Raw genomic sequence first — 24,661 nt, 5'->3', positions numbered from 1 at the left:
TCTTATTTCGTAATCTGATGTAATCCGCACTCCTTTTTACTTTTATCTTCCCACCACCACCGACCTGCCCTAAAGTCTTCGCCTGGCTGTATAGCTCGTGTACAAGGTTGACATCCAATACTTGGAAATCCTTTGTCATGTAATGGATTATAGGGGATAAAGTTATTCTTTAGTTGAAGTTCCACTTCTGCCAACGTCCAATCAAATAACGGATGTATTTTGATGATTTGATTGGATGAATCCCATTCCACTGGCTCCATTTGATCGCGGTTGTCGGATTGCTCTCGTCGGATTCCCGTGATCCATACCTCATATCCCTGGATAGCCCTTTTTAAGGGTTCAATCTTTCGGATATAACAACATTCCTTTCGATCCTCTATGGATTGATAAAAACTGGAAGGGCCTTTTTTGTTAACAAGTTCTTCTACAGCTGATGTATTTGGATAATATGCCCGGATGGGCATTCGGTAGGTTTCCAAGGTCCGGTTCCATACATAATAGGTCTCTGGAAAAAGCCGACCAGTATCTAAGGTGATCAATTGGGCTTGACTTCTGATGGAAGCCAATAAATGGGTGATCACTTGATCCTCTATACCAAAGGAGGTGGTGAACACAGCCTTGCTCCCAAACTTATTATCCACATAGGATAGAATTCCGATCGCATCAAGCCCTTGAATCTCCTGTTTAATTTCTGCTACCCTGTTCATAATTTGCAATTAATCCTTTGGTATGTTCATTCAACACCTTTATTTTTTCTTTTAGATTGCCTCTAAGCTGATTGCGATAGCTGGATAATAACTCCAGGCTCTCATCAATTTCCTCCGGTAAGATATCCTGAAACAATTCCTTTAATCTTTTGCTGATGGTTGGTGACTTCCCATTGCTGGATATGCCGATCTTTAGGTTGCCTTTTTGAACGACCGAACCCAGGTAAAAATCACATAAAGCCGGTTTGTCTGCCACATTCAATAGAATATGCCTACTCTTGGCCAATTCTCGGACTTGCTCATTGAAAGTTGGGTTATTGCTGGCCAGAATGATGATATGCTTATTCTCCACATCATTATCCTGAAAGGCTCTTTCATGGATGTCCACATTTGGTTTCCCATTTGCGAATTCCCGAAATGCTGGAGAGATCTCCTTTGCTACCACCATGACTTGAGCATGTGGCGAATTGCTTAATATTGCCTGTAATTTCTCCAATCCGACAGGTCCTGCTCCTACTAGCAAAGTCTGTAACTGATCCAATTTCAGGTATATGGGGAATAACTCGTTCATGATGCAACGGTGCTTAAAAGTTCTTTTTTCACCTGTTCAAATTGTTGATGTTTAGCGACTACCTCACCAAGCACGATAATGGCAGGAACGCCTATCTTATTTTCTTCAACGGCTTCTATAATAGAGTCTATTCGTCCTAAAACCACTTTTTCCTTTTCCAAGGAACCATTTTGGATGAGTGCGATCGGCAATTCTCCTTTCCCAGCATCCTGATACAGCTTGACGATTTCCTTAAGCTTTGCAAATCCCATCAATACCACCACGGTTGCATTGGTATTTACGGCAGCAAATAAATCTTCGGAGATCCTCCCATCGGATGTGGAGCCGGTAATCACCCAAAAAGATTCGGCTATTCCTCGATAGGTCAAGGGGATTTCCTGTAGGGCTGTTAAACCTACGGAAGACGATATGCCTGGAACTACAGCGGTTTCAATACCAAAGGTTCTAACGAAATCGAGTTCCTCGCCACCTCTACCGAATACAAAAGGGTCGCCCCCTTTTAAACGAACTACATGCCCATGGGTCGAGGCATAATCGACCATCAATTGATTTATATAATCCTGTGAAGTGGAGAGCCTTTCCGCCCTTTTTCCTACATATATTTTCGTACAGTGCGCTGGTGCTTCTGCTAATAAGCATTCATTGACAAGGGCATCGTAAAGGATAACATCAGCAGACGCTATGGCTTTCATTCCCTTTAACGTAATCAGATCTGGATCGCCTGGCCCTGCTCCAACTAAAGTAACCTTTGCTTTAACTTGTGTCATGTTGTTTGCTGTATATTAATTGTTTACTAATGATTTTAATTCTTCTCTACGGGCTGCCGCTTCCAGATAGAATGCTTGAGCTTGAAGGATATAAGTCGCTGCAAATTCTTTGGACGGTGCATATTTGTTGATCTGTAACACCCGCTTTTCAAATGTGTCAGGCAAGTTGAAGCTTCCATCATTGATATACTGTTGATCAAACTCCTGGATAACGGCCGATTGGGTAGAGACATTGATCCCCCGATCGAGCAACAGGGCTTTGGCAGTCCAAACAAATGCTGAATAGGCATGGTAGATCGCATCGGCGAATTGCTCCTGATTTAAGGCCAACGTGGCCAGGTCCAATTTTTCCTCAGCTTCCAATAAGAGAGTCGCCACCAGGTCGATCATTACTCCGGCACATTCACCAACGCCAATGGCGGTGGCAAATGTCTCTTCGTGGCCCCAATCGAGCATTTCATCGGATGTCAGGTTGCTCAAGTCAGCCAAAGGTTTCAACAAACGGTAGAAATGATCCTTTCCATGCGCATCGTAATAACGGTGGAAATTTTGGTCGTTTCTTTTATTGCTTTTAAAATCATTCAAAAGGAGATCTATTACTTGAAGCACGCGTTTGGTAGGAACTTTGATCACCCGCTCGGCTACCCTGCCTATTCCATCGCCTACCGTTCCGCCCCCAAGCATTACCTGCGCAGCAGGAACAACAGCGCCCCCAGCCTTCACCGAACTGCCATGAAAACCAATATGTGCCAATCCATGTTGTCCACAGCTGTTCATGCAGCCAGAAATCTTGATCTTCAATTCCTGTTCCCGGATGAAATCAGGATGGAACTCATGGATATAGTTTTCCAAGACCCTTGCCATTTCAGTCGAGTTAGAAATGCCTAGGTTACAAGTGTCCGTACCTGGACAGGTAGTGATATCTGCAGTACTGTTATAACCTGCTTTTGCCAGCCCCAAATCATGCAATACATTGAATATATGCGGCAGGGACGATGGTCTTACATATTTGAACAGTAGATTTTGGTCCTGAGTGATCCGGATATCATCTGCAATATGATCCTTCACGCCTTCGATCAGTTTTCTAGCCTTATCGGTGGAGAGGTCTCCTGTTTGCACTTGGACATACACGCCGAAAAAACCACGTTGTTTCTGTTCAAAGGTATTCGTGCTTTTCCACAGGAAGAAAGCTGGTTCATCAAGAGGTTTAACTTCTTTTATTGGATGATTAGGTAATTCTAAAGGCTCCTCTACCCATGTGTCGATGGCTACCTTTTGGTTTTTTATGGCTATTTTTTCCTGTTCGATAAGTGCTAAAACTTCTTCAAAACCAAGTTTTTGAACGAGATACTTGAACCTGGCCTTATTGCGGTTGTTCCTTTCGCCATAACGATCGAATACCCGGAGGGTGGCCTCCATGTAAGGGATGATTTCATCCTCAGGTAGAAATTCAGATACCACTTGACCCAAGATCGGCTGTGCGCCCAATCCGCCTGCCAAAAGGACTTTGAAACCTCTTAATTCTTTACCATTGATTATTTTGATTTTGGGGATGAATCCGAAATCATGGATGTAGGAAAAGGCGGTGTCTTTTTCACTCGAGGAAAAGGATATCTTAAATTTTCGCCCCATTTCTGCACAGATTGGGTTCCGTAGGAAATAGCTGAAGGTTTTATGCGCGTACGGAGATACATCAAATGGTTCAAGCGGATCAATTCCTGCCGTTGCAGAGGCCGTTACGTTTCTGACTGTATTTCCACAAGCTTCTCGCAAGGTCATATCGTCTTCTGCAAGTTTAGCCCATAACTCCGGTGTTCTGTCTAAACTTACATAGTGTATCTGAATATCCTGGCGGGTGGTCAGGTGCAGGTTGTTACTTGCATATTCATCCGAAATATCAGCAATCTTCAATATTTGTTTAAAAGTGACCTTTCCGAATGGTAATTTGATCCGTACCATCTGGACCCCCGCCTGTCTTTGACCGTATACTCCGCGCGCCAGTCTAAGCGATCGGAATTTTTCCTCCGGTACCTCCCCTTTCTGATATGCCCGAATCTTTTGTTCCAACTCAATGATTTCCTTTTCTACAATAGGATTCTCTAATTCTGTTCGAAAACTCTGCATGATATTCCTTTGATGTTTATTAATTGTATAACATTATTACCCTTTCATTATGGAATTTGTAATCTCCGTGGACAAATGTATAAATTATTTTTTTAGATATTATATTAAATCTACCAAATTAGTATATATTTGTAGCGTTATTGATTTTTCGATGGTTTAACTCAGACGGATGAATAGATTTAAAGCCTTGTATTTCATGTTGTTAGTGATGTTTTTAGCGCAAGGTTGTGCTCCAAAAGAATCGGAAAGCTATCATGCAGACAGAGGTTATTCGGGTTCCATTTCCATTTCAGGAGCCTTTGCATTATATCCTTTGGCGGTTTTATGGTCAGAGGATTTTAAGAAGATTCATCCCCATGTACGGTTTAACATCTCGGCAGGCGGAGCGGGAAAAGGTATTGCGGATGTGTTGACCGATATGGTGGATATTGGATTGGTCTCCCGTGACCTTCATCCACAGGAAACAGAGCGCGGAGCCTTTCCTATTATCGTGGCAAAGGATGCTGTTATTGCAACCATCAATAGCCAACATCCCAATATGGAGCTTCTAAAGAAAAGAGGTTTAACGATCAAAGAATTGGAAAATATATTCATCCATGGTTCCTATAAACATTGGAAGGATATTGATTCTAGGATGGTTGATGAGCCAATTTTAGTTTATAGTCGGTCGGATGCTGCTGGAGCAGCAGAAACCTGGGCCAAGTTTTTCAAATCGTCGCAGGAAGACCTGAAAGGAATTGGGATTTTTGGTGATCCTGGTCTAGCGCAAGTGGTGAAAGAAAACAAATTGGCTGTTGGATTCAATAATATCAATTATGTTTTTGATCTACATACAAAGAATACATCGGCTAATATAAGTGCCTTGCCGATAGATATTAATGCAAACGGAAGAATAGATGAACAGGAAGATTTTTATGGGCATCTGGATTCATTGACCAAAGCCATTGGCAACGGTTCTTATCCATCGCCTCCGGCACGAGACCTGATGTTTGTGCTGCAGAAAGGAAAACATTCAAAACTGTTGAAGGAATTTTTTGGATTTATCCTTCAAGCAAAAGAACAAGGATATTTATTAGCACATGGCTATGTGCCGTTAGATAGTGCTACGTTAGGTAGGCAATTAGAAATATTGAATGAATTATAATCTTAAAAGCGTAAGTATTCATGGATAGAAGAATAGTTAAGGATAAATTAGTCAAAAACAGTTCAGCCCTATTATTGGGATTTACGCTCTTGGTAGTAGTGGTGATTTTTATTGGACTTATACTCAAATCGCAACCTTTATTGGAATCTCATCCCCTAGGCGACATTCTTTCTAAGAGTGTTTGGGCGCCCATGAAGGGGAAATTTGGTTTTCTGCCCTTTATATTAGGAACAGTTTGGGTAACACTTATCGCCTTATTGATCGCTGTTCCTTTATGTATTTTGGCTGCTGTTTATTTGGTCGAGTATGCAGAAGACCGATTAAGGAATATGGTGCTGCCCTTGGTCAATGTGCTGGCCGCGATTCCTCCTGTTTTGTATGGCGTTTGGGGAGTCCTCTTTGTCGTGCCAGTAATCAGGGACGTTATAGCCCCATTTTTTGGGCTGCAGATATCTGGCTATTCGGTTTTTGCTGGGGGGATGGTATTAGCGGTGATGATATTCCCAATCATGATGAGCATCATGGTGGAAGTGATACAGACTATTCCTCAAGAACTGAAGGCTGTTTCCCTCTCTTTGGGCGCAACGAAATGGGAAACCATCCAGCATGTCATCCTTAAGAAAGCAAGGCCAGGCATCATTGCCGCCGTTGTATTGGCAATATCCCGTGCTTTTGGAGAAACCATTGCGGTATTGATGGTTTGTGGGAACATTCCAAAAGTTCCGAACAGTTTATTCGACACTGGTTATCCGATTCCTGCACTTATTGCCAATAATTTTGGAGAGATGATGTCTATCCCGCTTTACGATGCTGCATTAATGTTTGCAGCCCTGTTACTTTTCATCATCATTTTTGGGTTCAACCTCATTTCCAGGTTGATATTAAATAAATTAGAAGCTCCACATTAATTATGGCTGATATTTCGAAAAGACTTCAAAAAGAAAGGATTGCCAAATTGCTTATGCAGATTGCTGGCATGGTGATCACAGGATCCTTATTTCTGATCTTAGGGACGATCCTGTACAAGGGTTTGCCGCATTTGACCTGGGAGATGATTTCTCAAACACCTAAGGGAGGATTTTACCTGGGAAAATCTGGGGGTGTATTGAATGCGATTATCGGTTCATTATACCTGGCTGGATTATCTACACTATTGGCAACTTTGATCGGGATTCCCATAGCGATATACCTCCATGTGTATGTGCGACAAGGCACAGCCATCTCCAGGCTTTCCAAATTGCTCTTTGATGTATTATTTGGTATACCTTCCATCGTATATGGAGCAATTGCTTTTAGCATTATGGTTTTCTTTGGGATCAGGGCTTCCCTTCTTGGTGGAGTGATCACCATAACCTTATTGACCATTCCAATTGTGGTAAGAACATTGGACGAGCTTTTGCGTACCATCCCTCAGGACCTGAAGCATGTGACAGCATCTTTGGGAGCTACCCGCTGGGAATCGGCCAAGGTGATGCTCAAATACATCAGACCTGGATTGTTCACGGCTTTATTATTGGCATTTGGTCGCGCTATTGGCGATGTGGCCGGCGTGATGTTGACCACCGGCTATTCCGATAATATACCCAAATACTTAGATGAGCCAACAGCCACGCTGCCCTTGGCGATATTCTTCCAACTGAGCAGCCCTATCCCAGAGGTGCAAGGTCGGGCTTATGCCTCCGCGTTGATCCTTACATTTTTAATTTTAATTATTGTGCTATGTACTCATTTCCTATCCTCCAAGCAGAAGAAACACCAAACATAATCAGCCTGAAACAACCCCATATACAGATCAAGGATCTGCATGTTGTGGTGGAAGGGCAAGAAATACTGAAAAACATCAACCTGAGTATCCCCAATAACTCGGTGACTTCGATCATAGGGCCTTCTGGATGTGGTAAGACCACCTTATTGAAAACCTTGAACAGACTGCTGGATGATAGTAAGGATGTGGAGATCAGTGGTTCCGTTTTGGTCAATGGAGAGGATATATATGCCAAGAATGCGGAAGTGACACATATCCGTAAAAAGATGGGTTTGCTATCGCAGAAACCTTTTCCGCTTCCAATGTCGATATTTGAGAATATTGCTTATGGTCCCAAGATCCATGGCGAAAGGGATAAAGGTAAGCTTAAAGCTATCGTAGAGCAGCAATTGCGGAATGTAGGACTTTGGGAAGAGGTGAAAGACCGTTTGGATTCTTCGGCGACAAGGCTTTCTATTGGGCAGCAGCAAAGGCTGTGTTTGGCTAGAGGATTGGCGGTTGAGCCAGAGATCATCCTGGGCGATGAATCTACTTCAGCACTGGATCCTATTTCCACTCAGATCATTGAAAACCTGCTGATGGATCTTAAACAGCGGTATACAATTGTTCTGGTGACCCATATCCTTCGACAAGCCCGAAGGGTTTCGGATTATATCCTGTTTTTATATCAAGGAGAAGTAATTGAGTTCGGTAAAACCGAAGAATTACTTCTCCATCCTAAACATGAAATCACCAAACAGTATGTGAAAGGATTTATTTCATGAGTATGTTTTCGTTAAGTCCTTGTTTCGCCTTCTGGACCTTCCTCAATGGTTTCGGCAATTTCTGCTACACCATCCGGGTCAGTATCCATTCGGAATGGAGCAGCTTCATCAAATTCACCTTCCCATTTGGCAACAACAACAGTAGCCAAACAGTTACCAATTACGTTGACCGATGTTCTGGCCATATCCATTAATTCATCAATACCCAAAATGGCTGCAATAACAAATACCGGTAGACCGAATTGATCTGCCGTAGCGATCAAGATGATCAGGGACGCTCTAGGGACGGCCGCAACACCTTTGGAAGTGATCATCAAGGTGAAGGCGATCATCAATTGTTGTCCAAATGATAAATCGATCCCCGCTGCTTGAGCCACAAAAATAGAAGCTAAAGAGAGGTATAAGGATGTTCCATCCAGGTTAAAGCTATACCCCGTAGGAATTACGAAAGAAACGATCTTTCTTGGCACCCCGAATTTCTCCATCGCGCTCATCGCCTTTGGTAAGGCAGCATCCGAACTTGTGGTAGCAAAAGCGATGGAAACCGGCTCTTTGATGGCATTTACAAATTGTTTGATCGGTACCTTGAGATATAAGGCCACGGGTAACAAAATGATAAGCAGGAAAAATATTAAAGCTAAATAAAGGGTCGCCAAGAGCATGAAAAGGTTTTTGAGGATATCCACCCCGAGATGTCCAACGGTATAGGCCATTGCTGCACCAACCCCAATTGGTGCAAATAGCATGACCAAATTGGTGAACTTAAACATCGCTTCGGAGAGACTTTCTGCAAAGTCGACAAAAGGTTTTCGTTTCTTCTCTTCCACCATGGCCAATCCGATACCGAAAATAACGGCGAAAACAACAATTTGTAGGACCTTATTCTCATAAACCGACTTTACGATGTTTTCAGGAAAGGTATCCCTGAAGAAGGAAGTGAATTTATAGAGGCCATGAGCACTCTCGTCGATATGGCTTAAGGCTACTTTATCGCCTTCAGACATACCGGAGGTCTGAGGTAGCTCCTCATGTGGCATATGTTCAATGTCGATACCGACACCAGCCTTGGTAAGATTGATCGCCGCCAAGCCAATAAAAATAGCACAGGTTGTGGCACAGAAGAAATATAGCATGGACTTCCAAGCCATACGACCAACTTGTTTTAAGTCGGAATGTCCCGCAATACCAAAAACTAACGTAGCAAACAAGATTGGACCTACAATGGTCTTCACCAGTTTGATAAAGCCTTGGCTTAAGGGTTGAAGCGCTTTAGCAACATTTGGGAAATCTAATCCGACAAAAATACCAAGGACCATACAGGTTAAGATCCAGGTGGTTAATCCCTTACGGACAATTGCGTTTAGAATCAATACAGCAGCTGTAATCCATCTGACGAGCATCATAACACTTGCTGGAACGGCTACGATGTTAAATTCGTATAATAAGGTAATAATTGAAGCTAATGCTATGGTAACTAGCATTAAATATCCCGTTGCTTTTTTTGACATGCGGTTTATGGGGGTTACTTTTGTTAAAATTTTGTTTTAAAGACGAACAAAAATAAAAAAATTGGTGGGCATACCAAATTTCGAAGCCTTTTATTCCCGATTATAGGGATTTAAACCAACGGAAAAGTTCTTCCTTGAAAGTTTCCCCTACAGGAAAGTAATCCCCATTATGATGTTGGACTTGATGGGCATCAATTGCCTTGATTTTTTTCTTCGGCAAAATAATAGATCGGTGGATTCGGATGAATTCTTCTGCCGGCAAGCGGTTCATCATTTCTTTCATCGTTTCTAAGGTCATCAACTTTTGTCCTTCAAAATGGATGATCAAGTAATCTTTTAACCCTTCTATGTAGTCAATTTTGGATAGTTCGATCCGATGGTCCTTTCTGTCAGCTCTGACTTGGATATATGCTTTGGATTGAATTGTTTTAGGCGTTTTCCAATCGAGGTGCTTATCAATCGCCTGATTAAACCGCTGCTGGGAAATGGGTTTTAATAAATAATCTATCACCGTAAAAGCATAGCTCTGAAGTGCAAATTCTGCATAAGCGGAACTGATGATGAAATCATAATCCTTTCCCAATAATTTCATGATATCCAAGCCATTAATGGCAGGCATCTGAATATCCAGTATAATTAAGGGGTGGAATTGTCCATGATGAGGATCGGGATTTTGTTTTAGTAGAGAAAGTGCATGGGTAATATCATCACCAGCGTATAAAAGATTTAGTTCAGGTCGTTTTTCAGCATAATCAGCAAGAAGCTTATATGCCATTGGTTCATCATCTAAAATAATACATGGAATCGGTTTCATCATCTGAATGTTATTGTTAGTGTAGCCTCAAATTCTCCATTTGTGATGGTTTCAATCAAATGGTATTGATTAGGATAGTAATGGTCTAACCGTTTCTTTAAATTTTGAATGCCGATTCCTTTTTGCTGATCTTTGCCCCCATCTTTTATTTTATTTTTTACTTTATATAGTAAGCTTTTATCATCAGTAAATAAGCTTATTACTAAAGGATTTGTGTTTGTGATTTCTCCGTGCTTAAAGGCGTTTTCAATAAACGTGATCAATGTGAAGGTTGGTAGTTTAATTTGCTTATTGTTCAATTCTACTTGCAGGTCTATGCAATCTTCAGAGGAGATTCTTAGGGTCTCCAGACTGATAAAGGAGTGTATATAATGGAGCTCCTCCTCGATGTCCATCCATTCCTTATCGCTGTTATAGGTATTATATCGCATTAGTTTCCCGAGCTCTTCAATGGCAGGCAAGGATTTTTCGGATTTGAAATAAACTAAGGAGTAGATATTGTTGAGACTGTTGAAGATGAAATGGGGATTTAGCTGTGATCGCAGGAATTTAATCTCCGTATTTTTATTCTCTTCAATCAAATTGGATTGTTTGGAAATTAATCGGATGGTATAAAGAATCAACCAAAGCGCTGTACTTAAAATGATAGGCTGGAATGCATAATAGAGATTATCGATAGCATAAAAACCAAAGGTGGTGTTTGGATGATAATTCCTCATCCCAGCAAAAATCGGCATAAGGATTTCTTCAAGTAGATATCTACTGGTCATGAAGTAGATAATACCAACAAATATAGTCGCTATAATTTTCCATGCCCTCCACATTCGGAATGCCCACGGAAGGCCGATGAGGTAGTGGAGATAAAATGTGGAGGAAAACACCAAAAAGTAAGTGGTTAGGAATAACCCAACCGACTTGAGTTCAATTCCATCTCCAGTCCATTTCAGGAGACTGAAATATGCCCATATCAACCAAAAAAGGATATTGATAACAATTTCCTTTCTTAAAGTAATGCTTGGATGGTATTTATTCTTTTGATTTATCAAGTTGTTTTGCTCTTTCTTTATGGATGGCTTTTGAGTTCATAAAGATAGCTATTCAATATTTCATAAAATATCCGCTTGGTCGATTTTTCTAGGGGGTTTGTCGATATAAATTGTATAAGCTTGAGGTTTGTATTAAAATTGAATCATTAATCCATTACAAATGAAAAAATACTTATTAATTATCTTGCTATTAACTGTCCAGCAATTGGTTCATGCCCAATTGGTTCCATTCCAAACAAAATTTGAGAAAACCATTCCGGTTTTAAATGTCGCCACTTTTCATATGGGCCATACCAGTGACGCTACTCGGACAGCTTTCAACCCGAAGGATCCTGAACGTGTGAAAGAAGTACATGCTTTGGCTAAACGCTTTGCTGCCTTTAAACCAACTGTTTTAGTGTTAGAAAATGTTCCATCGCGAACGGAGGCTTTGCAGGCAATGTATGATGCGTACTTGAAAAACCCCCAAATGACATTCGAGCATCCTAGTGAAATTGAATTATTAGCGTTTGAGGTCGGAAGATTGGCCGGTGTTAAAAAAGTCTATGGTATAGATTATAAAAAGGGATATAATTACAGGATATATGGGGAATTAGAAAAGAAAGCGGATTCCATCACCTATAATGCCTACTGGAAATTGGTGGAAAAGAACACCAAGAATTATATGGAGAAATTGAATAGGGAACCTACGGTTATGGATCATTTTCAAATGAACAATTCGAAGGTTTATCTTGATTTTTTAATGAATGTGAATGCTGATATGCTATTGTATGCATCAAGCCCAGAAGGAAATGAAGGGGCTTTCGAAGCGGCTAAATTTTATGAACGGAACCTGATCATGTTTTCTAATTTAAATAAGATTCCCTTGTCAGCTGATGATCGCGTGTTTTTGTTGATGGGTGGTACCCATTCTGCTTTTTTCAGACAATGGTTGGAGCGATCTCCAAAATATCATGAAGTAGAAGTTCTTCCTTATCTAAAATAAAAAAAGAGCTGTTATTTTATTAACAGCTCTTTTTTTATTTTATAAGCTAGCTTATTCAGCGTGTAACCAGGCTTTCTTAGCTAATAATTCTTCTTCTGTTTCTACGACTTCTTCGTCTTCTACACAACAATCAACCGGACATACTGCTGCACATTGAGGTTCATCGTGAAAACCTTTACACTCTGTACACTTATCTGAAACAATATAATATACTTCATTAGAAATAGCATCTTGCGACTCGTTAGCATCGATTGTAACACCATCTCCAAAATCAATAACTCCGTCTAAAGCTGTTCCATCAGAAAACTTCCATGAAACCCCTGCATCATAAATTGCGTTGTTCGGGCATTCTGGTTCGCATGCTCCACAATTTATACATTCATCTGTAATTTTAATTGCCATTTATGTCCTTACAATAAAATAATAAACTAATTTTGTGTCTTCAAAGGTACTACTTCAGCTACTTACTTTGAACAAAAAGTATATAACATTGGTAGTTATTTACAAACTAATGGCAAATATACGGCAAAATAATAACAGAATAATTCTAAATAATAAGATTTTGACATTAAAACAAAGAATCCAAGCATTTGTACAACTAGGTGATTATCTTCTTTCCAGTGATTTTGAAAACTCCCCTTTCCTCTTTTCAGTAGCTAACAGGAACCCTTGGTATAGCAAAGAAAATGTCTTGAAACAGGCTAAGGCTATCGGACAGAATCTGACCGAGGAAAAATTGACAGCCTGGCTGCAAGGATTTCCAGATCAAGAGAACGATAAGGTAGTGGGGTTGGTTTTGGCTGGAAATTTACCGCTAGTGGGTTTCCATGATATCTTATCTGTGCTGATCACAGGTTTTAAAGCAGAAATCAAAACTTCTTCGGAAGATGCAGGTATTACGAAAGCAGTTTTGGATATCTTGGTTGCTATCGAACCGGATTTCTCCAATCGTTTTCAATTGGTAGAGCGTTTGGAAAACTATGACCTGATCATTGCTACTGGAAGTAACAACTCTTCTCGTTATTTTGAACATTATTTTGGTAAAAAACCACATATCATCCGTAAGAACAGGAATTCTGTTGCGGTGATTACGGGTCAGGAGACTAAAGAACAACTGAACCAGCTTGGAAATGATATCTTTGATTATTTTGGTTTGGGATGTCGATCGGTTTCCAAGATCTTTATTCCCGAGGATTATGATATTGCTCGATTATATGAATCGCTGGAGAGCTTCTCCCCGATTAAAGATCATTTTAAGTACAACAATAACTATGATTTCAATAAATCCATCTACCTGATCAATCTTAACGAACATTTTGATAACGGGTTTTTATTGATCAAGGAAGATGAGGCTATGGCCTCTCCCCTGGCCGTTATACATTATGAACGCTATAAAGAGTTGAAGGAAGTGGAATCCTTTATCCAAAATCACTTAGAAGAAATTCAGTGTGTGACTGCAGAAACAGACTTAAAAGTTGATGCTGCGGTATTCCCATTTGGAGCAAGCCAACACCCTGCCTTGGATGATTATGCTGACGGCGTGGATACCTTAGCTTTTTTGAAAGCAAACCAATAAATTGGTTTTTGTGGCGTTATATGGTTATGAATTCATAAAAAATTATATTTTTGTTCGATTATGTATGTTATTAAGGTAAAAGGAGTAGCAAAAATTCCGGATTATGTTCAGTTACGAGATGATGCATTTACCCTTCTTGCCTATTTCCGCGTGGATCGACCTGATAAATCATTAGATAAAATAGGCCTTGGTGATAAAGCAGAATACATCATGGAGATCGTTCGGGAACTGCCGTTTGGCCAAATAAAGAAAATAGACGTATAAGCAATATGAAAGAAACAAATACGGTTATCAAATTAAAGAATGTCGAGATCTATCAGCAGAAACACCTGGTATTATCCAATGTGAATTTGGATATTGCCCAAGGTGAATTTCTGTATCTGATCGGTCAATCGGGATCAGGAAAGAGTAGTTTGTTGAAGATAATCTATGGCGACCTCTACATCGCTAGCGGTGAAGGTATGGTAGCAGGTTTTGATTTAAGAAAACTTCATGAAAATGATGTTCCATATTTACGTCGAAAATTAGGGATTGTATTCCAGGATTTCCATTTGTTGAATGATAGAACCGTTGAAAAAAACCTTGAATTTGCTTTGAGAGCAACAGGTTGGAAAGAAAAAGGTCTGATTGAAAACAGGATTTTGGATGTGTTGGAAAAAGTAGGATTGCGATCAAAACTTAAGAAGATGCCGCATGAGCTTTCCGGTGGTGAGCAGCAACGTGTGGTTATTGCACGCGCACTTCTGAACAACCCAGAAATCATTCTAGCCGATGAGCCGACGGGTAACTTAGACCCATCAACCTCCGAAGAGATCGTTCTATTGTTAAGAGACATCGCCTCTTCCGGAACTGCGGTTTTGATGGCTACCCATGATTACCAGATCATAAGAAATATGCCTGCAAGAATCCTTCGTACCGCGGATGGTTCTTTGCATGACAATGTATCGATATAAAGGCTGACAGGCCATTTCAAATCCGACATTATTGCCAGTAAAAACCAGTTTTTACTGACAGCATGTCGGATTTTTTGCGTTGGCAACATAATTGTTGACACGCCTACTAATACGTTAAAATAAGCTGATGATGAACGAAAATGAAAATATTCAAGACCAAGAATTGAATCAATTCGAGGAGAACGTGGAGAATACAGGAGCTGAAGCTGAAGACCTGAACCAAAAATTAGCCGAGTCCAATGATCGTTATGCACGATTGGTGGCTGAATTTGACAACTACAAAAAACGTACTTCCAAAGAGAAAATAGAGCTCATGCAGTCTGCCGGAAAGGATGTAATCATCAAATTGCTTCCTGTGATGGATGATTTTGATAGAGCGCTAAACCATATGAAAAATGTTTCCGACGAAGATCCTATCAAACAAGGCGTTGAATTGGTGAATACGAAATTCCGTAAAACCATGGAACAACTGGGTGTGAAGGAAATGGATGTCATCGGACAACCGTTTGATCCTGAATATCAAGAGGCGATCACCATGATCCCTGCACCTACTCCTGATCTGAAGGATAAAGTAATCGATGTAACAGAAAAAGGTTATCTATTGAACGATAATGTTATTCGTTTTGCAAAGGTAGTAATAGGACAATAAGAATAAAACAATGTCAAAAAGAGATTATTATGATGTGCTTGGTGTCCAACGGACTGCTGAAGTAACAGAAATAAAAACGGCATATCGTAAGCTTGCCATCAAATATCATCCGGATAAAAACCCGGGTGATCAAGAAGCCGAAGATAAATTTAAGGAAGCAGCCGAAGCCTATGAGGTTTTGAGTAATGCAGAAAAACGCAGACGTTATGACCAATTCGGTCATGCAGGAAACTCTGCTTCTGGTTATGGTGCTGGCGGCATGAATATGGATGACATTTTCAGCCAATTCGGTGATATATTTGGTGGAGGAAATCCATTTGAAAGTTTCTTTGGTGGCGGCGGAGGCACGCGTGGTGGCCGTCGGGTTCAACGGGGAACAAATTTACGTATCAAAGTAAAGTTGACCTTAGAAGAGATTGCCAAAGGGGTTGAGAAAAAAGTTAAAGTTAATAAACAGGTAGTTTGTCATACCTGTACAGGAACTGGTGCAAAGGACAAAAGTTCTTACCACACCTGTAATACCTGTGGTGGTAGTGGTTCGGTAAGAAGAGTGACCAATACGATTCTGGGACAAATGCAGACTACAAGTACTTGTCCGACCTGTAATGGCGAAGGGGTGGAGATCACAGCAAAATGTACCACCTGTAAGGGTGAAGGATTAGAACGCGGTGAAGAAACCATTGCTATCAATATTCCTGCAGGTGTTAGCGAGGGAATGCAATTGTCGATGAGTGGGAAAGGAAATGCTGCTCCTCGAGGTGGTATTCCTGGAGATTTGATCATTCTGATTGAAGAAGTACCACATGAGACCCTAAAAAGAGATGGTATCAATGTGATCTATGATCTGTATATCAATTTCGCTGATGCAGCTTTAGGAACTAGTGTGGAGATCCCAACGATCGATGGTAAAGCCAAGATCAAAATCGATGCTGGAACGCAGGGAGGAAAGATATTACGTTTAAAAGGAAAAGGTCTTCCTGAAGTGAATTCTTACCATAAAGGAGACCAATTGGTGTATGTGAATGTATGGACACCAAAAACCGTGAATAAAGAGGAAAAGGAATTATTGGAGAAATTGAAGAATTCTGCGAATTTCAAACCTCAACCAGGAAAAAGCGAAAAATCATTCTTTGAGCGAATCAAGGAATATTTCGAATAACATTTTGTTTATTTTATCCTTGTTGGTCATGGCCAATTAAGAAGAAAGGTGATAAATAATTTATCACCTTTTTTATTTTAATGGCTTCCTCGTTATTACGAGGAGATATTTTTTGTCATTGCGGGCTGTGGCCTTCAGTCAAAGGTAGGTGGTACTTTCGTCATTGCGAGGAGGTACGAGGAAGCAATCTTCCCACTTGTCATCCTAAGAGAAGTCTCCCTGTCATCCTGAGCGAAGTCTCCCTATCATCCTGAGCAAAATCTCCTTGTCATCCTGAGCGAAGTCGAAGGATCTGTAAACTTCTATTCGAACAGATCCTTCGACTGCGCTCAGGATGACAGAGAAGTTTACCAAGCCTTCTTTCTCAATCTCAGTCTTTCAACCTACAAAATAGCTTCCCTAATCCTAATCAACTGTGTCAACAGGTCCTCCAACCTATCCAAATGCAACATATTCGCACCATCAGATTTCGCATTTGCTGGATCAGGATGGGTCTCAATAAAAAGCCCATCAGCACCAACCGCAATTGCTGCTTTCGCAATCGTTCCGATCAGTTCAGGCTTCCCTCCTGTTACTCCAGAAGTCTGGTTAGGCTGTTGCAAGGAGTGCGTACAGTCCATTACCGTCGGAACCCCAAAAGATTGCATCACAGGCAATCCGCGGTAATCCACGATCAGGTCTTGGTATCCAAAAGTATTCCCACGATCTGTCAGGAACACCTTATCATTTCCGGAATCCTTCACCTTATCAACGGCAAATTTCATAGATTCCGCCGAAAGGAATTGTCCTTTTTTAATGTTCACCACTTTTCCGGTCTCTGCTGCTGCCACCAATAATTCTGTTTGACGGCAAAGGAAAGCAGGGATCTGCAATACATCCACATAAGCAGCAGCCATCGCCGCTTCGTGGCTTTCATGAATGTCAGTAACCGTAGGAACACCAAAAGTCTTTCCTACTTTCTCCAAGATCTTCAAGGCCTTCTCATCGCCAATCCCGGTGAAGGAATCCACTCTAGAGCGGTTCGCTTTACGGTAAGAACCCTTGAAAATGTAAGGAATATTCAATTTATCCGTAATCGTAACGATTCGTTCGGCGATACGTAGGGCAATTTCTTCCCCTTCGATCGCACATGGTCCTGCCATCAGAAAAAAGGCAGTAGAATTACCATTCTTAATGGATGGTAAATAGGTATTGATCATATTATATTATTAATTTCCGAGTTCAGACATAAATTTAATGCGCATCAGCTGTATATCCTCAAAGGAATAATCCGCTTCGCCCAATTCATCCAATGCAGCATCGATGCTATCATTCTCTGCCGCTTTAAAATAATCGTAGACCTCATCCTGACGATCCTGGTCGATCATTTCATCGACAAAATAGCCGATATTCAGTTTAGTTCCTGAATTAACGATCGATTCCACCTCTTTCAACATATCCTCATAGGATATTCCTTTTGAAGAGGCGATATCCTCCAAACTGATCTTTCTATCGATATTCTGGATGATGGACACTTTAAGCGCTGATTTATTTGCGGTGCTCTTGATCACTAGATCCTGTGGACGATCAATATCATTATCTTCCACATATTGCTTGATCAACTCCAGGAACGGCCCTCCAAATTTCATGGCCTTACCCGATCCAACACCTTGGATCTTTTTAAGTTCTTCCTGTGTTATTGGGTAATGAGTACACATTTCATCCAATGATGGGTCTTGGAAGATCACAAAAGGAGGCAATGAACGTTGTTTTGCCAATTTCTTGCGAAGTTCCTTCAGCATTTTTAACAGTTCGGCATCCAATGCGCCTGAATGGCCAGAAGGTTCATCCGAATTATCTTTTTTCGCAGCTTCCATTGGTCTGTTCAAGATAAATTTGATGCCGTAAGGATTGGAAATATAACGCTTCCCTCCTTCTGTCAATTGAAGCAGCCCATAATGGTCAATATCTTTCTTGATAAAGTCTGCCAATTCTGCCTGACGGATTAAGGAATTCCAATAATTGACGCCAAGCTCCTTGCCCGATCCGAACAACGGATGGGTGTCGTGCTTATAGGAAGAAATAGGTTGGTTGTTTTGGCCGATCATCACGTTGATCACATGCTGATCGTCAAATTTATCCCCTTCCTCCTTTATGAAATTAAGGACCTTCAGTAAATGTTCTTCCGCATCAAAATATGTTTTCTGAGAGCGGCAGTTATCACACATATTGTTACAACCGGTTTCATCAAACTTTTCCCCAAAATAATGAAGGATCTGTTTTCTACGACAAACGGCAGATTCTGAATAATCGATAACTTCCTTAAGAATTTGTGTGCCGATCTCTTTTTCAGATACCGGTTTATCTTTCATGAATTTGGTCAGCTTCTCCACATCTTTTTCCGAGTAGAACGCCAAGCAAAAACCTTCACCTCCATCCCGGCCAGCCCTCCCAGTTTCCTGGTAATAGCCTTCCATGGATTTTGGAATATCATGGTGGATTACATAACGTACATCCGGTTTATCGATCCCCATACCGAAGGCAATTGTAGCAACAATGACTTCAATTTCCTCCATCAGGAATTTATCCTGCGTTTCTGCACGGGTCTTCGCATCCAATCCAGCATGGTATGGTAAGGCTTTGATGCCATTGATGTTCAACACTTCAGCTATCTCTTCCACCTTCTTACGGCTCAAGCAATATACGATTCCCGCTTTACCTGTATTGTTTTTGATGAAACGCACAATCTCTTTGATCACGTCCTGTTTAGGCCGCACTTCATAGTAAAGATTGGTCCGGTTGAAGGATGATTTAAAAAGCGTGGCATTGGTCATCTGTAGGTTCTTACGGATGTCGGATTGCACCTTAGGAGTCGCCGTAGCTGTTAGGGCAATGATTGGGATGCCCGAACCAATCTCATTGATCACTTGACGGATCTTTCGGTATTCTGGTCTGAAATCGTGTCCCCATTCCGATATACAGTGGGCTTCATCCACAGCAACAAAAGAAACCGTAATGGTTTTCAGAAAATTTACATTTTCTTCTTTTGCTAAGGATTCAGGCGCAACATATAACAATTTTGTTTTCCCGTCGGTAACATCCTGTTTCACACGTTGGATCTCACTCTTGGTGAGGGAAGAATTTAGAAAATGGGCAATACTTTCCCTTCCGCCGAAAGCACGTAATTGATCCACTTGGTTTTTCATCAAAGCGATCAACGGCGAGATGACAATGGCAGTACCATTGCTCATCATGGCAGGAAGCTGGTAACAGATGGATTTTCCACCACCGGTTGGCATGATAACAAAGGTGTCTTTTTTGTTGAGGACATTGGTTATAATAGCCTCTTGGTCACCCTTAAAAGTATCGAACCCAAAAAAATCTTGAAGATTATCGAATAATGATTTTTCTATTTCCATTGACAAGGCAAATAAATAGATGTGTTTAGCGATTAAGAAAACGTCACAATTATTGTATTTTTGCAACGAACTGTTCTAATTATATTAAATAAAATTACGCAAATAATACGTGAAAAACAACATAGATATTAAAATGCTTGCAAAGGAAACTTTTGAATTAGAAGCTTCCAATGTTTTGGCATTATCGGAAAAAATCGACGAGGACTTTGTGCAGGTTGTCGAAGCCATTTTGGGCTTAAACGGCAGGGTAATTATCACAGGTATCGGCAAGAGCGCTATCATTGCGCAAAAAATCGTAGCGACCTTAAACTCAACAGGTACGCCCTCCATTTTTATGCATGCGGCAGATGCCATTCATGGTGATCTGGGTATCATCCAAGCGAATGACCTGATCATTGCCATTTCCAAAAGTGGAAACACGCCTGAGATTAAAGTGTTGATTCCTTTTCTTAAACAAACAGGAAATACATTAGTGGCTATTGTTGGAAACCGTCAATCCTATTTGGCAGATCAGGCGGATTATATTTTGGATACGACCATTACCCGTGAGGCCTGTCCAAATAACCTTGCTCCTACTACCAGTACCACTGTGCAATTGGCGATGGGCGATGCCTTAGCAGTTTGCCTTCAGACCATGCGTCAGTTCTCCGATCAGGATTTTGCGAAGTATCATCCAGGAGGAGCTTTAGGAAAGCAATTGTACCTAAAAGTGGGTGATCTATCCGATAATAATGGACTTCCGCATGTGGAGCCTGAAACCGACATCCGGACTGTTTTGATTTCCATCACTAAATTCCGCCTTGGCGCTACTGTTGTGGAGCAAGGGGATGAAATTCTTGGAATTATTACGGATGGGGATATTCGTAGGATGTTGGAGAAACATGAGGATGTTTCTGGTTTGAAAGCGATGGATATAATGTCCAAAGGACCTAAAACCATTGAGAAATCAGAATTGGCGGTTAATGCGTTGCATACTATGAGGCAGAATAGTATATCGCAATTGGTTGTGGTGGATCAAGGGAAATATGCTGGGATTGTGCATATTCAGGATATTCTTAAGGAGGGGATTATATAGTTTGTAGATGATAGAGGTTAGATGATAGATGATAGACTTTGCCGTCATTGCGAGGAGGTACGACGAAGCAATCTTTGGACTGTGTCATCCTGAGGAGCGTCGAAGGATCTTTTCGGGTACCAAATGTAGATGCTTCGACTTCGCTCAGCATGACAAGAAGGACGATTGCTTCGTTCCTCGCAATGACGTAGGGTCTATTATGTAATATCTATCATCTATTATCTAATATCTATCATCTAATATCTAAAATTGTAAAAATCTTGTTGAATTAAACCAATTACTTTAGAATAAATCAAATAGTTTATAAAATTGGTCTTACATTTGATTGAGTAAACACAATAACTAAATAACAGAAACAAATGAAAAAAATAGCGAGTATAGGTGCGGTGCTGATTGCGTTTATCAGTTTAACAGCGATGACGTTGTTGACACCCGAATTTAAGTTCGAGAAGGAAACGCATGATTTTGGAAAGATTCCACAAAATAAGGATGCTTCTTTCGAATTTAAATTTACCAATGCTGGTAGCGATGTGATTATTGTGAACGATGTTGTTCCTACCTGTGGGTGTTCTGTTGCTGAGTTTACCAAAACTCCAGTAGCAAAAGGTGAGTCGGGAACTATTAAAGTAACTTATAATGCGGCTACAACTGGTCCTTTCACAAAAACATTCGTCGTTAAATCGAACACAAAAACTCCAGTTAAAACATTAACCGTAAAAGGTATCGTGGAATAATTGGATAGGAAAAATATAAATCCATTAATAGAAAAGCCAGTCTGCATAAGATTGGCTTTTCTTTTGGATCTTATCGCATGCGAAATAATTGCAATTAAATCTATTTAAATTACTGAAATTGAAATTCCTTTCAATGGCTGGAATTACAGCAATTGAAATTCCTTCCAATGGCTGAGATTACAGCAATTGAAATTCTTTCAAATGGCTGAAATTACTGCAATCTTTTATTTTTAGCTTGCTAGCTATATAATTCGTATTTTTGAAAAAACTGTAAATTATACAATCAGTAAACGATGAAAACAGTAATCAATGCTATCAGTAAACGATGAATACAGTAATCAATACAATCAGCAAACGATATATTCAGTTATCTATGCTATCAGTAATCGATACATACAATTATCAATATTAACAGTTAATTAGTATACAATCAACAATACAACAAGTAAAGCAAAAACAGTAAAACACATACAGTAATCAATAAATAATGCCAACTATATCAAAAAAGGGCATCAACATGCCTGCCTCACCTATCAGAAAATTAACGCCATTTGCTGACCAAGCAAAGCGCGAAGGAAAAAAAATCTATCATTTAAATATTGGACAACCGGATATTGAGACCCCAGAAGGCATGTTGAATGCCTTGAAGAACATCGATTTTAAGGTTTGGGCTTATACCCCATCGGAAGGAACCCTTTCTTACCGCACAAAATTAGCGGAATACTATAACAAGCTTAATTACAACATCACACCAAGTGATATTTTGGTCACCAATGGAGGCTCCGAAGCCATTACCATTGCTATGCAAGCTTGTTTAAACCCAGGAGAAGAGGTTATTATTCCAGAACCATTCTATGCAAACTATAATGGATTTGCATGTTCGGCAGATATTGTGGTAAAACCCATCATGTCTTACATTGATAATGGTTTTGCGCTTCCTTCCATTGCTGATTTTGAAAAGGTGATCACCGATAAAACGAAGGCCATTGCGATCTGTAACCCGAATAATCCAACCGGTTATTTATATTCCAGAGAAGAATTGGAAGCCTTACGTGAGCTTTGTTTGAAATACGATCTATACTTATTCTCCGATGAAGCATACCGTGAATTCTGTTATGATGGTAAAGAGTTCATCTCTCCTATCCAGTTGGAAGGATTAGAAAACCATGTGGTTATTTTTGATACGGTTTCCAAAAGATATTCGGCATGTGGAGCTCGCATTGGCTGTATCATCACCAAGAACAAAGAACTTTATCAAACTTCCTTAAAATTTGCTCAGGCAAGATTAAGTCCTTCATTGGAAGGTCAGATTGCCGGTGAAGCAGCAGTAGATACACCAGATAGCTATTTTGAAGCAGTTTCGAAAGAATATACCGCACGTAGAGATACCTTAGTAAGCGGATTGAACAAAATTGATGGTGTTTTCTGTCCAAACCCAGGTGGTGCATTCTACGTGGTGGCTAAATTACCGATAGATAATGCGGATAAATTCTGCCAATGGATTCTCGAAAGCTTCGATTATAACAATGAAACAGTGATGATGGCTCCTGCTACAGGATTTTATTCCACTCCAGGTGCCGGAACCAACGAAGTTCGATTGGCCTACGTCTTGAACCAAGATGATTTGAAAAAGGCTTTAATCTGCCTTGAGAAGGCCTTAGAAGCCTATCCGGGAAGAACAAATTAATTTCCATAAAACAATTTCTCCTTTTTAGCGTTCTATATATAGAAACTAATGAGAAGAATTTATGGATAAATTAAAGAAGTTCGAACTAATGGAGAAAATATCCAGGGAATTGGAAGACATTAGAAACAGCCAGCAGGCAGTTTTGGAAAAGATAGCCAAAGTGGAAGTCGATAACATCGAATTAGGCGATAAAACTATCGAATCGAAAATCCCTGATATATATCAAAGAACGGCAGATAATTCTGCTGCTATCTTAGAGATATTAAATTCCTTCCAGGAAAAAACCGATGATTTCGGATCGAAGAACAATATCGATCAACTTCGGGAACAACAAGAAATCGATAACTTGAAGTAAAATAGAAAGAGGCTGTCTAAAAAGGTCTCTTAAAAGAGAACCCCGTCATTAAAAAATGGCGGGGTTTTTCTGTTTTTTGTCCTCAAGATTTTGTATCTTAAGGTGCAACCAAAAAACAATATGGCAAACATACAATTCAAAGCGCTTCCATCCAATAGTCCTAGTCTTTTTCCTGAGAATATTTTAGACCGTATCCCCTTGAACCATCCTGTTCGGTTGGTGAGCCAGGTTGTTGACCAGTTGGATCTGGAACATATCATCCGTCAGTATAAAGGAGGGGGAACGACCAGTTTCCATCCCAGGATGCTCATTAAGGTACTGTTCTACGCGTATCTGAKCAATATCTATTCTTGCCGCAAGATCGAGCGCGCCCTGCACGAGAACATCCATTTCATGTGGCTTTCGGGCAACAGTACACCGGATTACCGTACGATCAATTATTTCAGGGGAAAGCGTCTTAAGGGACAGATACAGGAGCTGTTTGCCAGTATCGTTCGGATGCTGCATGATATGGAGTATGTCAGCCTGAAAGTCCAGTATGTAGATGGTACCAAGATCGAATCGGCCGCCGGTCGTTATACCTTCGTTTGGAAGAAATCGATCGAGAARAACAAGATAAAGCTGGAGGCGAACATCGCTTCGGTCCTTTCGGATATCGATGCACAGATCAGCCAGGACCAATCTTCATTAGGGGATCAGCAGGTCGGCAGGGCCATCGATAGTGCCCAGCTGAGGGAAAAGATCAAATCGATCAATGCCAAGCTCAAAGGAGTGGATAGATCTACCGATAGGCAGCTGAGGAAGCTTGAAGACGACTATCTGCCCCGACTAGAGAAATATGAGGAGCAACTGGAAGTACTGGGAGATCGCAATAGTTATA

25 protein-coding genes are annotated in these 24,661 nt (G+C 40.6%); 15 read left to right on the top strand and 10 right to left on the bottom strand.

Annotated elements, in window-relative coordinates:
- Positions 1-2: 2 nt before the first annotated feature.
- The 4 genes from CRJ00_RS19170 to CRJ00_RS10175 are packed head-to-tail and all read right to left on the bottom strand — an operon-like array spanning position 3 to position 4,169.
- A complete protein-coding gene (locus CRJ00_RS19170) occupies positions 3-707 on the bottom strand; it encodes a phosphoadenylyl-sulfate reductase (RefSeq protein WP_099366767.1) in 705 nt (234 codons plus the stop codon).
- Entirely contained in the window at positions 685-1,278 is a 594-nt protein-coding gene (locus CRJ00_RS10185) for a precorrin-2 dehydrogenase/sirohydrochlorin ferrochelatase family protein (RefSeq protein WP_099366766.1), read from the bottom strand. The genes CRJ00_RS19170 and CRJ00_RS10185 overlap by 23 nt, the downstream gene beginning before the upstream one ends.
- Positions 1,275-2,045: a uroporphyrinogen-III C-methyltransferase gene (cobA, locus tag CRJ00_RS10180; protein ID WP_099366765.1), complete on the bottom strand. Its 771-nt coding sequence runs from the start codon at positions 2,043-2,045 to the stop codon at positions 1,275-1,277. The genes CRJ00_RS10185 and cobA overlap by 4 nt, the downstream gene beginning before the upstream one ends.
- A 15-nt stretch (positions 2,046-2,060) precedes the next feature.
- Complete coding sequence (locus tag CRJ00_RS10175) at positions 2,061-4,169, bottom strand: HEPN domain-containing protein (protein WP_099366764.1); 2,109 nt, start codon at positions 4,167-4,169, stop codon at positions 2,061-2,063.
- Positions 4,170-4,338: 169 nt separating this feature from the next.
- Here CRJ00_RS10175 and CRJ00_RS10170 point away from each other — a divergent pair, with 169 nt between their 5' ends.
- From CRJ00_RS10170 to CRJ00_RS10155, 4 genes are read left to right on the top strand one after another with little or no spacing between them, the layout of a single operon-like run.
- Positions 4,339-5,313 carry a PstS family phosphate ABC transporter substrate-binding protein gene (locus CRJ00_RS10170; protein WP_099366763.1) on the top strand — a complete coding sequence of 325 codons (975 nt, stop codon included), beginning with the start codon at positions 4,339-4,341 and terminating at the stop codon, positions 5,311-5,313.
- A 20-nt stretch (positions 5,314-5,333) separates the two neighbouring features.
- Positions 5,334-6,221 carry a phosphate ABC transporter permease subunit PstC gene (gene pstC / locus CRJ00_RS10165; protein ID WP_099366762.1) on the top strand — a complete coding sequence of 296 codons (888 nt, stop codon included), beginning with the start codon at positions 5,334-5,336 and terminating at the stop codon, positions 6,219-6,221.
- Positions 6,222-6,223: 2 nt separating this feature from the next.
- Entirely contained in the window at positions 6,224-7,078 is an 855-nt protein-coding gene (locus CRJ00_RS10160) for a PstA family ABC transporter permease (protein WP_099366761.1), read from the top strand.
- Entirely contained in the window at positions 7,033-7,842 is an 810-nt protein-coding gene (locus CRJ00_RS10155; protein ID WP_099366760.1) for a phosphate ABC transporter ATP-binding protein, read from the top strand. The genes CRJ00_RS10160 and CRJ00_RS10155 overlap by 46 nt, the downstream gene beginning before the upstream one ends.
- Positions 7,843-7,853: 11 nt before the next feature.
- On the opposite strand, the gene CRJ00_RS10150 is transcribed toward CRJ00_RS10155, so the two are convergent.
- From CRJ00_RS10150 to CRJ00_RS10140, 3 genes are all read right to left on the bottom strand, one after another.
- Positions 7,854-9,350: a dicarboxylate/amino acid:cation symporter gene (locus CRJ00_RS10150; protein ID WP_099366759.1), complete on the bottom strand. Its 1,497-nt coding sequence runs from the start codon at positions 9,348-9,350 to the stop codon at positions 7,854-7,856.
- Positions 9,351-9,450: 100 nt separating this feature from the next.
- Positions 9,451-10,167 (bottom strand): LytR/AlgR family response regulator transcription factor, encoded by a 717-nt coding sequence (locus CRJ00_RS10145; protein ID WP_218962207.1) that lies wholly within the window; start codon positions 10,165-10,167, stop codon positions 9,451-9,453.
- Positions 10,164-11,210 (bottom strand): sensor histidine kinase, encoded by a 1,047-nt coding sequence (locus CRJ00_RS10140; protein WP_099366758.1) that lies wholly within the window; start codon positions 11,208-11,210, stop codon positions 10,164-10,166. Before CRJ00_RS10140 ends, CRJ00_RS10145 begins: the two co-directional genes overlap by 4 nt.
- Before the next feature lie 160 nt (positions 11,211-11,370).
- On the opposite strand from CRJ00_RS10140, the gene CRJ00_RS10135 reads away from it, so the two are divergent.
- The gene (locus CRJ00_RS10135) at positions 11,371-12,195 is read left to right on the top strand and encodes a DUF5694 domain-containing protein (RefSeq protein WP_180268473.1); all 825 of its coding nucleotides are present in this window, start codon (positions 11,371-11,373) and stop codon (positions 12,193-12,195) included.
- A 51-nt stretch (positions 12,196-12,246) separates the two neighbouring features.
- Here the strand turns inward: CRJ00_RS10135 and CRJ00_RS10130 are convergent, their stop codons facing one another.
- Complete coding sequence (locus CRJ00_RS10130) at positions 12,247-12,597, bottom strand: 4Fe-4S dicluster domain-containing protein (protein WP_099366757.1); 351 nt, start codon at positions 12,595-12,597, stop codon at positions 12,247-12,249.
- Positions 12,598-12,757: 160 nt separating this feature from the next.
- Between CRJ00_RS10130 and CRJ00_RS10125 the strand changes: the two genes are divergently transcribed.
- The 5 genes from CRJ00_RS10125 (at position 12,758) to dnaJ (ending at position 16,532) form a co-directional block, all read left to right on the top strand.
- Complete coding sequence (locus CRJ00_RS10125) at positions 12,758-13,771, top strand: acyl-CoA reductase (RefSeq protein WP_099366777.1); 1,014 nt, start codon at positions 12,758-12,760, stop codon at positions 13,769-13,771.
- 60 nt (positions 13,772-13,831) lie between these two features.
- Positions 13,832-14,035 carry a fructose-6-phosphate aldolase gene (locus tag CRJ00_RS10120; protein WP_099366756.1) on the top strand — a complete coding sequence of 68 codons (204 nt, stop codon included), beginning with the start codon at positions 13,832-13,834 and terminating at the stop codon, positions 14,033-14,035.
- Between the two features lie 5 nt (positions 14,036-14,040).
- The gene (locus CRJ00_RS10115) at positions 14,041-14,724 is read left to right on the top strand and encodes a cell division ATP-binding protein FtsE (protein ID WP_099366755.1); all 684 of its coding nucleotides are present in this window, start codon (positions 14,041-14,043) and stop codon (positions 14,722-14,724) included.
- Positions 14,725-14,851: 127 nt separating this feature from the next.
- A complete protein-coding gene (locus CRJ00_RS10110) occupies positions 14,852-15,373 on the top strand; it encodes a nucleotide exchange factor GrpE (RefSeq protein ID WP_257213740.1) in 522 nt (173 codons plus the stop codon).
- Positions 15,374-15,383: 10 nt separating this feature from the next.
- Positions 15,384-16,532, top strand: a complete 1,149-nt coding sequence (gene dnaJ, locus CRJ00_RS10105) for a molecular chaperone DnaJ (protein ID WP_099366754.1) — start codon at positions 15,384-15,386, stop codon at positions 16,530-16,532.
- 383 nt (positions 16,533-16,915) lie between these two features.
- Here dnaJ and kdsA read toward each other — a convergent pair whose 3' ends face one another.
- Together kdsA and recQ are read right to left on the bottom strand one after the other, a co-directional pair.
- Entirely contained in the window at positions 16,916-17,731 is an 816-nt protein-coding gene (gene kdsA, locus CRJ00_RS10100) for a 3-deoxy-8-phosphooctulonate synthase (protein WP_099366753.1), read from the bottom strand.
- Positions 17,732-17,740: 9 nt separating this feature from the next.
- Positions 17,741-19,930 (bottom strand): DNA helicase RecQ, encoded by a 2,190-nt coding sequence (gene recQ, locus CRJ00_RS10095; RefSeq protein ID WP_099366752.1) that lies wholly within the window; start codon positions 19,928-19,930, stop codon positions 17,741-17,743.
- A 109-nt stretch (positions 19,931-20,039) separates the two neighbouring features.
- Here recQ and CRJ00_RS10090 point away from each other — a divergent pair, with 109 nt between their 5' ends.
- The 5 genes from CRJ00_RS10090 to CRJ00_RS10070 all read left to right on the top strand — a co-directional run.
- The gene (locus CRJ00_RS10090) at positions 20,040-21,005 is read left to right on the top strand and encodes a KpsF/GutQ family sugar-phosphate isomerase (RefSeq protein ID WP_099366751.1); all 966 of its coding nucleotides are present in this window, start codon (positions 20,040-20,042) and stop codon (positions 21,003-21,005) included.
- A gap of 359 nt (positions 21,006-21,364) precedes the next feature.
- Positions 21,365-21,739, top strand: a complete 375-nt coding sequence (locus CRJ00_RS10085; RefSeq protein ID WP_099366750.1) for a DUF1573 domain-containing protein — start codon at positions 21,365-21,367, stop codon at positions 21,737-21,739.
- Between the two features lie 487 nt (positions 21,740-22,226).
- The gene (locus CRJ00_RS10080) at positions 22,227-23,426 is read left to right on the top strand and encodes a pyridoxal phosphate-dependent aminotransferase (RefSeq protein WP_099366749.1); all 1,200 of its coding nucleotides are present in this window, start codon (positions 22,227-22,229) and stop codon (positions 23,424-23,426) included.
- Positions 23,427-23,487: 61 nt separating this feature from the next.
- Positions 23,488-23,781, top strand: a complete 294-nt coding sequence (locus CRJ00_RS10075; RefSeq protein WP_099366748.1) for a hypothetical protein — start codon at positions 23,488-23,490, stop codon at positions 23,779-23,781.
- A 120-nt stretch (positions 23,782-23,901) separates the two neighbouring features.
- A partial coding sequence (locus CRJ00_RS10070; protein ID WP_144038143.1) for a transposase occupies positions 23,902-24,661 on the top strand: 760 nt, incomplete at its 3' end.

Source organism: Sphingobacterium sp. 1.A.4 (genome assembly GCF_002734245.1).
Taxonomy (GTDB): Bacteria; Bacteroidota; Bacteroidia; order Sphingobacteriales; family Sphingobacteriaceae; genus Sphingobacterium; species Sphingobacterium tenebrionis.
Note: the sequence above shows the minus strand (reverse complement) of the source record. Positions and strands in the feature narration are given on the sequence as shown.